General features: G+C 54.6%; 6 protein-coding genes. All 6 read right to left on the bottom strand.

Annotated elements, in window-relative coordinates:
* Positions 1-113 precede the first annotated feature (113 nt).
* Positions 114-1,457, bottom strand: a complete 1,344-nt coding sequence (locus tag RSSM_RS16625; RefSeq protein WP_008681148.1) for a DUF1501 domain-containing protein — start codon at positions 1,455-1,457, stop codon at positions 114-116.
* A 122-nt stretch (positions 1,458-1,579) separates the two neighbouring features.
* Positions 1,580-2,266, bottom strand: a complete 687-nt coding sequence (locus tag RSSM_RS16620; RefSeq protein WP_236621196.1) for a transposase — start codon at positions 2,264-2,266, stop codon at positions 1,580-1,582.
* 44 nt (positions 2,267-2,310) lie between these two features.
* Positions 2,311-4,944 carry a PSD1 and planctomycete cytochrome C domain-containing protein gene (locus tag RSSM_RS16615; RefSeq protein WP_236621195.1) on the bottom strand — a complete coding sequence of 878 codons (2,634 nt, stop codon included), beginning with the start codon at positions 4,942-4,944 and terminating at the stop codon, positions 2,311-2,313.
* A gap of 37 nt (positions 4,945-4,981) precedes the next feature.
* Entirely contained in the window at positions 4,982-6,427 is a 1,446-nt protein-coding gene (locus RSSM_RS16610; protein ID WP_052336068.1) for a FecR domain-containing protein, read from the bottom strand.
* Complete coding sequence (locus tag RSSM_RS16605) at positions 6,424-6,957, bottom strand: sigma-70 family RNA polymerase sigma factor (RefSeq protein WP_008681139.1); 534 nt, start codon at positions 6,955-6,957, stop codon at positions 6,424-6,426. Before RSSM_RS16605 ends, RSSM_RS16610 begins: the two co-directional genes overlap by 4 nt.
* A gap of 297 nt (positions 6,958-7,254) precedes the next feature.
* The coding region (locus tag RSSM_RS16600; protein WP_044302795.1) for an SDR family NAD(P)-dependent oxidoreductase at positions 7,255-7,899 on the bottom strand (645 nt) is incomplete at its 5' end.

Here is a 7,899-nt window from a genome sequence, read left to right as displayed (position 1 = left end):
TTATCAAGAACAACTTGACTGTGGCGAAGTCTCCACGCGATCGGAATTGGCTCGACACCTTGGGGTCAGCCGCGCTCGTGTTGCGCAAGTACTAAAACGCCTGAACTAGCTAGCTAGGCGAGAATGTCTTTTGCGACAACGCCGTGAACGTCAGTCAGCCGGAAGTCGCGACCTGCGTAGCGATAGGTGAGTCGTTCGTGGTCCAGACCCAGCAGATGGAGAATGGTGGCATGCCAATCGTGAATATGGCACTTGTTTTCGATCGTCTCGTAACCGTATTCGTCGGTCGCGCCGTAGCTGAAACCGCCCTTCACGCCGCCGCCAGCCATCCACGTTGTGTAGCCCTTGTTGTTATGGTTACGGCCATCACCTGCGGAACCCTGGCCTTCGGGTGAGCGTCCAAACTCGCCACCCCAGATCACGAGCGTATCTTTCAGCATGTCGCGCTGCTTAAGGTCTTGTAGCAATCCAGCGATTGGCTTGTCACAGGCTTTCGCCTTCGCTTCGTGTTCATACTTTAAATTCGTATGCTGGTCCCACGAGCCTTGTGTGACTTCTACGAAGCGAACACCAGATTCAACCATCCGGCGAGCTAAGAGGCACTGTGTTCCGAATGTTGAGGTTTCTTCCTGATCGACACCGTACATCGATCGTGTCGCAGCAGTTTCTTTGGACGTATCCATGACGTCCGGCATGGCACCCTGCATACGGAACGCCAGTTCATAAGCCTCAATCACCCCTTCGACCTGAGGCTGGAATTTATCGCGTTTCAGTTTCTTGCGGTTAAGAGTCTGCATCAGGTCCAGTTGCGCCCTCTGCTGTTTCCTGGAGAGCATGTCATTGCTGATGTCGCGTACACTCTCTTTATTCCCACGCCCCGCTTCGACTTTGGTGCCAGCGAAAATGGACGGGAGAAAAGCGCTGCCATAATTCCGAGAATTTCCTGACATGGGATTCATCGAAATGAAACCGGGAACACTATCGTTCTCAGTGCCCAGACCATACAGCGTCCAGGCTGCCAGCGAGGGTCGAATGAAGCGTGCCGTCCCCGTATGCATTTGCGTCACCGCACTGGGATGGGCTGGTTGATCGCACTGCATCGAGTGGATTAGGCACAAGTCATCCGCATGCTCGCCAACGTTTCGGAACAAGTCACTGACCCACAAGCCGCTTTCGCCACGTTGACGAAACTTCCAGGGAGAACTCAACAGCTTGCTGCCGTAATGCCCTGATTTTCCGTGATCCTTTATCAGTTGTGGTTTGTAATCGAACGTGTCAACGTGCGAAGGGCCGCCTGACATGCACAGAAAAATGACTCGCTTGGCGGTACCAGGAAAATGCGACGGTTTGGGTGCGAGTGGAGCTTCTTTTTCAGCTTGTGCGTTCGCGATGCCGGCAAAGGCAAGGTAGCCAAAGCCCGCAGATAGTCTCTTCAAAATTTCGCGTCGAGAGTGCATGTTCGGTTCCTTTGATATGGTTGGTATTTGGCGGTGTTCGTTTAACCGGTAGCCGAAGGCGACGTATACGCGCACAGCACGAGATCTTCGTCGCCTTCGGCTACCGGTTAAACGAGATCTTCTTACAAATAGGTAGTCCATCCCTTATCGAGGCCGCGATAGGGTGCAAGCCAATGCCAGTCCTGTCGCTTCTTGCCTTCTTTCAATGGATTCTCGATGACATACGCGATTGCGGTTTCAATCGCTTCCTCACTATCAAGGTATGCTTTCCATTGATGCGTGGCCCAGACATGCGGTGGTTTACCGTCGGCGTCTGCAAATTCGGCAAGTGGATGAATTCCAGCCTCCATCAACTGTCGCGTTGCAGCGCCCTTCAGCAGGTTTGCAACTTGCTCGATTTTGTAACGATGGCGAGCAATCACCAAGTGCGTATGCTCCGGCAGGATCGAACACGCCAAGATCTCATATCGATTGGCTGCAGCTTTGGCTTTGAACCCGTTGGCGATGGTCAAGGCCTGGTTTCCGTTAAGAGTAACAGCCGGATACTTCAAAGCTTTTCGTGCCGCTTCGCGATGCGCGAGTTCTTCGTCTGTTAGTTGTGCGAGCGTACGTTGTTCCAAGTGTCGAGTCGTTTCACCAAAGCAAGCGAGTTCCCAACTGGCAACAAACTGAGACCACGAGCCACGCGGATCATTCGGCAACCAAAATCCGTACATCGGCAGAATGACGTGATAGGCATGAACCACGGTGATCTCTCCTATGTTTAAATCGTTTAACCGGCAGCCGGAGGCGACGCTTATCATATCCATTCGTCGCCTTCGGCTACCGGTTAAACGAAGAGCGACAACCAGCATCAATCAATCAGGCGAAATTCGGCTGAACCAAGAAGGCTTTGGCACACCATGGCCATCGCGGATGGCCCACGGCCCGATGGATACTCTCTTAGAAATTCGATGATGGTTGTTCGCTCATCTGAGGTTGGCATCCGAGCAAAGGCAAGCAGAAATGCCTGGTTAACTTGTTTGACGCTTTGGGAACTGAACTTCGCTAAACGACGAGCGAAAGACTGACTCTGCTGCGTGACGAAAGAGTTGTTCATCATGTAGAGAGCTTGATTTGCGTTATTTGATTCTTCGCGAGTTCCCGTGATCGTGCTTGCATCGGGAAAGTCAAAGACTGCCATCGACTGCGGCAACGCGTCACGAACGACAGGCAAATAGACGCTGCGGAACCGTGCTGACTCCATATCGAATGGGTTTTCCTCATCGGCATTCTGTACGCCGCCACCAAACATTCCGGGGCCTTGGCCAAACATGCCTGGACGGCGGCCACTCATGCCGTCCATGCCGTCACGCATTCCTCGCTGCTGCGGCGGTCGCCCCGAGTCAAACCTTCCGTTTTGCACTCGAGTATTCCCTTCCTTGGCGACAATCGAGGCGCGAGGCCGCTTCAGGTCGAGCTCGCCGCTGATGCTTAACATGGCATCGCGAATCGCTTCGGCGTCCAAACGCTTTGAGTTCGCTCGCCACACCAGTGTGTTGTCAGGATCGTACTCGTGGTGTTGCTTGTTGAATGTCGATTGCAGTCGATAGACGCGGGACTTGGTGATCTCTCGAATCAGAGTCTTGACCGACCATCCTGATTCGACAAATCGAATCGCCAGGTAATCCAGCAGCTCGGGATGTGTGGGCATCTGCCCGGTCGTGCCAAAGTTCTCTGTCGATCTGACGATGCCGTGCCCGATGAGATGTTGCCAGATCCGGTTCACCATCACCCGAGCGGTTAGCGGGTTGTCGTCGCTGCCAATCCATCGCGCCAGTTCCAGCCGCCCGCTTTTGCTGGAACTAACTCGGATGGTTTTATCGGTCAGCACCTGTGGAAAGCCTCTTTTGACGAGTTCACCCGGCTGGTCGATTTCCCCGCGGACAAGCAGGCGGGCGTTCTCAGACGCTCCATTGTCCTGCACTCCCATGCAGTAACTGACAGGTCGCCCCTTCTCGTCCACCGTCGCAAGCTGGCTCGACAGTTCAGATGCTTGTCTCAGCAATACAATCATCTGGCGTTGCGATGTGATACTTCTTTCCTGCATCGCGCGACGGCGCTGAGTGGCCAACTGGTCAAGTTTGGCATCCATCGCTTGATTCATGCGCCCTAATTGCCGAGCCGAGTAGCGCTTGTCAAACGGATTCGGGTCTTCAACGGGCATGACCAATAACGTGCTGAGTTGCCGTTCCTGAACCGTACTGATGAATTCTCCATGCTCGGATTGCGGACGTCCGAAGTAGGTTGTCATGTTCTTGAAGATACCGGCCAAAGCGTAATAGTCGGTCTGCGGAATGGCGTCGAACTTGTGATCATGGCAACGGGCACAGCTCATCGACATGCCGAGGAACACTCGGCTCGTCGCATCAATCTGTTCGTCAATCAGGTCGGCTTCAAACTGTGCGCGACTCTCTTCATTCACGTTTTTGGAACCGACCGCCAGGAAAGACGTCGCTATCAAATTCTCCGTCCACTTCTGATCCGTTTTCACCGGCAACAAGTCGCCAGCAAGCTGTTCCTGGACAAAGCGGTCAAACGGCTTGTCAGCGTTGAACGAATCGATGACGTAGTCGCGATATCGCCAGGCCTGCGGATAGGTCATGTTGACCTCACGCCCGGTTGATTCTGCGTAGCGTGCTATGTCCAACCAGTGACGCCCCCAGCGTTCACCGTACTGATCCATTTTTAGCAATCGATCCACGACGTATTCCACTGCTTTGTCCGGATCCTTCTTCCACGCGGCGTCGAAATATGCGACTTGTTCGGGCGTTGGCGGTAGTCCGATGAGGTCGAAGGTCAAACGACGGAGGACTTGCTCTGGCTCAGCATCGCCAGCCGGAGCAAGTTCAGCCTGCTCTAACTTGGAAAGGACGTAATGATCAATCTTTGTGCGAGGCCAGTCGTTTTGTTCGACTTTGTGGGGCTGCGTGTACTTTGGCTTTTGATAGGCCCAAAACGAGTCTTTGGCTTGCTGAATGTCATCGGATGTGATGGTCGAGTTCACCTTTGCGATTTCATTCACGCGAGGATCGGGCGCCCCCATTTCGATCCAGGTTTTGAAATCGTTGATAACCTTCTGCGACAACTTGCGTTTGGGCGGCATCACGAGGTCTTCGTGTGTGATCGCGTTGTACAGCAGGCTCTCTTCCAGCTTTCCGGGCACGACTCCTGGCCCACTATCGCCCCCCAGATTCATCAACTGTTTCGTGTCGAGTTTCAATCCGCCGCGCGCATTACCCGTCTTGTTGGAGTGACAGCCGTAGCATTCGCGAATGAGTACTGGTCGAATCTTTGTCTCGAAGAAGTTCACTTCCTCGGGCGTAACGTCCTGCGCCGAGACCGCAGTGGCAGCAAGTAGCACACATAGTGTTGTGGTGAGATATCGCTTTATCGTTATGGCCCCTGATGAAAAACACATTGCGTATTCATGGGTTTGAGATTTCATTGCTTGTCTTCCGTCTGCTTGAACCGACGCGTTGCCTCTAATCAGTAGTAAAACTTTGGACTTCACCCTCACCGAGCGAAGCGTCCACGATCACTCGCACGTGGTCACTGAACTGGTTGAACACTGCAAGTTCTAAAGTCACTGTGTGACGATCTTCACTTAACGAAACGACATCAGCGGTGCGGGGCTGACTCAATTCCAGACCACGTTTGAACGGACGTGCCGGGCCCCTACGAAGCGAGAAAAGCTCATCCGTATCGTTCAGGGTTTCACTGCTCACGATCATCCCGATCACAGGTCGATCGAAGGTGATGCTGCCTTCGATCCGCCGCATTCGGCTGCCAAGCTCTTTGCTGGCTGCCTCTTGTCCAGTCGGGTCGACTGGATTGAACTGCAGTAGATAGGATCGAACCCGCCGTCCTGTGGGGATGCTCGACTTGCTCCGCTCAGATTCTGTCATATCGAGTGGACATGGACTTCCCAGCTTTCGTGCGTAACCCTCTGGCAACACGATAATCTCCGTATCGCTCTGAATCAGGCTTAGCCGACGCGGCCATGGCGGAGCAAATCGAAACGCACCCGTCGATCCAGCAATCCCAGACGCGGTCGGCCAAAGTTTCTCGAATGGCTGCGAGGCAAACTTCACGTCGTTGATACTGCCGTCGAGGTGCAGCTCAACTGATTCACCTTCTATCAGCAGTCGCTTGCCACTCTCCTCTGTGCGCACGATCTCAACTTCTCCGTCAAACACCGAAACTGTGGATGTTCCGTCCGCGCGTTGATCGATTCCAAACGCTGTCCCCAAGTCAACCACTTGAGCCGACGGAGTGTCGACTCGGAAGCCTTCCGCACCCGGTGGAACCGTCGCCGTCAATACTCCTGATTGAAGCCGCGTCACTTCACTCGATGTCACTTCAAAATGGGCCGGTCCTTCCAGCGTCACGCCAACGCCGCTGTCAAACCGTAGATGGACGATTCCTGATTCCAACTGAATCACCTCCGCTGAAACTCGATCTCCAACCGCAAATGAACCGTCGACCCATCGTGCGTCGACCGATTGAACCACTGTTGCAAAGGCGGCGGCATCGGCGTCTCGATCCGTTGCCATGGTTCTATCGTTCTGCTGAACAACTTCGTTTTCATGCCGAGCATCCTCGCCAAATCCCCACCAGCAAACGACTGCCACCAGCAGGCTGGCCGCCAATAACGCAACCCAACGCAATTGACTGCGACGCCCAATCCTCGTTGTCCCTTCGTATGGATCGGCTGATTCGTTTGTGGAGCCATGTAACTGAGCAATTTCTGTTTCGGACAAGGCTGCAAGATCGCCCAACGCTGCATCGATATTCATGTACTCGATGAATTCGCTGCGAAAGCCATCGTCCTCACGAAGCGCGGCCTCAAGAGTCCGAAGTCGAACTTCGGAAATCTCGCTGCGCGCATATTCAGCGATCATGATCCGCAGGTCTTCGGTGGGGGTCATAACAGGCCCTCCGCCTTGAGTGCCCGATGGGTGCATTCGAGCAGTTGACCTCTGACCCGGTGCAGCCACTGATAAAATGCGGCGACCGAACGCCCACTACTCTGGGCGACGTGTTGTATACTGGCGTCCGGCCCATACGCAGCCAGGACAAGTTCCCGCTGCTCTACCGGAATTTTCTCAAGACAGTCAGCCAGCGCATCACGCTGAGCATCCAGTAGAGATTCCTGCTGCGCTGATTCGACGGCAACAGCTTCGATCACATCCTCGGCAAGCACCAACCGATTGCGATCTCTGTCGCGCAGCCATCCCAGTACCTCGTATCGAGCGATCCCAAAAGCCCACGGCCGAAATCTTTCCGGATCGTCCAGCTCTTCAAACTTTCGCCAGAGAACAAGCGCCGTGCCCTGCATCACATCCGCCGCGTCTTGCCGCGTCGGGACGAGCCTGCGCACATAAGCCCGAATCGCCGGCTCGTTCGCCGTGAAAAGCGTCAAGAACTGTGCATGCGTCTGTGATTCCTTTTCGTCCATACAAATACTCTCCGCTTCCAGGGACGATTTTACGGAAAAATCCCAGCGCCGTCGGTTTTAGCGTCTGAGAACGTTTGGCAAGTCGCAATGATTGCTGAGTATCCCATGCCGCTGGGCGCCACCCACCTAGTTGGCGCTTTCGGGTTTCTGCGCAGTCAGGGAGGTAATGGCCCCAGAAAGCCTGCTGCCCGATTCACAGTGCCAGCAAAATCAAAATTGGGCGTTCCAGACTTCACTCGGCGTGTGACCTCGGCTGCTCGATGGGAGCGGCAGATCAAAGCGAAAATCAACAGGCTGCTAGGCGATCGTTGGAATGAGTCCTCCGTCGACTCGGATCGGTGCTCCGTTGATCGCCGACGCGAGGGGGCTGGCAACGAACGCGACCGTGTTGGCGATCTCTTCGGGCTGGATCAATCGTTGAATCAACGACGTCGGACGGTTGTCTGCCATGAATCGTTTCTCAGCCGATTCGTAGGGCTCGTCCGGGAACAGGTTGCTGACAAATTCCTTCACGCCTGGGGTCAACGTGGATCCAGGCATCACGGTGTTGACCGTGACGGCGCTTCCTTGGGTCAATTGAGCCAGACTGCGGGAGATGGCAAGTTGCGCGGTCTTCGTCATCGCGTAGTGAGGCATTTCCGGAGCGGGCACGACGCCGGATTCGCTGCTGATGAAGATGATGCGTCCGGTGTTTTGTTCCAGCATCTGCTTCAGGTAATGCCGTGCAAGGCGCACGCCGCTCATCACGTTGACGTCAAAGATGTGTTGCCACGCTTCGTCGGTTAAATCAAAGAAATCGACCGCTTCGAAGATGCCCAGGTTGTTGACCAGGATATCGATCTGCGGATGTTCGGCGATGGTTTGCGCCACGCCTTCGGCGGTCCCGTTGTCCGAAACCAACCCGATCAGGTCGGCCTTCGGTTGACTCTCTCGAACCTTTGC

It is taken from the genome of Aporhodopirellula sallentina SM41 (genome assembly GCF_000346505.1).
GTDB classification, from domain to species: Bacteria; Planctomycetota; Planctomycetia; order Pirellulales; family Pirellulaceae; genus Rhodopirellula; species Rhodopirellula sallentina.
The sequence above is the reverse complement of the archived record's forward strand: the minus strand, read 5'-3'. Positions and strand labels throughout refer to the sequence as shown.

Coding starts and splice junctions, on each gene's coding strand:
- RSSM_RS16615 (WP_236621195.1), bottom strand. CDS start 4,944: ATGAAATCTCAAACCCATGAATACGCAATGTGTTTTTCATCAGGGGCC.
- RSSM_RS16620 (WP_236621196.1), bottom strand. CDS start 2,266: ATGGATATGATAAGCGTCGCCTCCGGCTGCCGGTTAAACGATTTAAAC.
- RSSM_RS16625 (WP_008681148.1), bottom strand. CDS start 1,457: ATGCACTCTCGACGCGAAATTTTGAAGAGACTATCTGCGGGCTTTGGC.
- RSSM_RS16605 (WP_008681139.1), bottom strand. CDS start 6,957: ATGGACGAAAAGGAATCACAGACGCATGCACAGTTCTTGACGCTTTTC.
- RSSM_RS16610 (WP_052336068.1), bottom strand. CDS start 6,427: ATGACCCCCACCGAAGACCTGCGGATCATGATCGCTGAATATGCGCGC.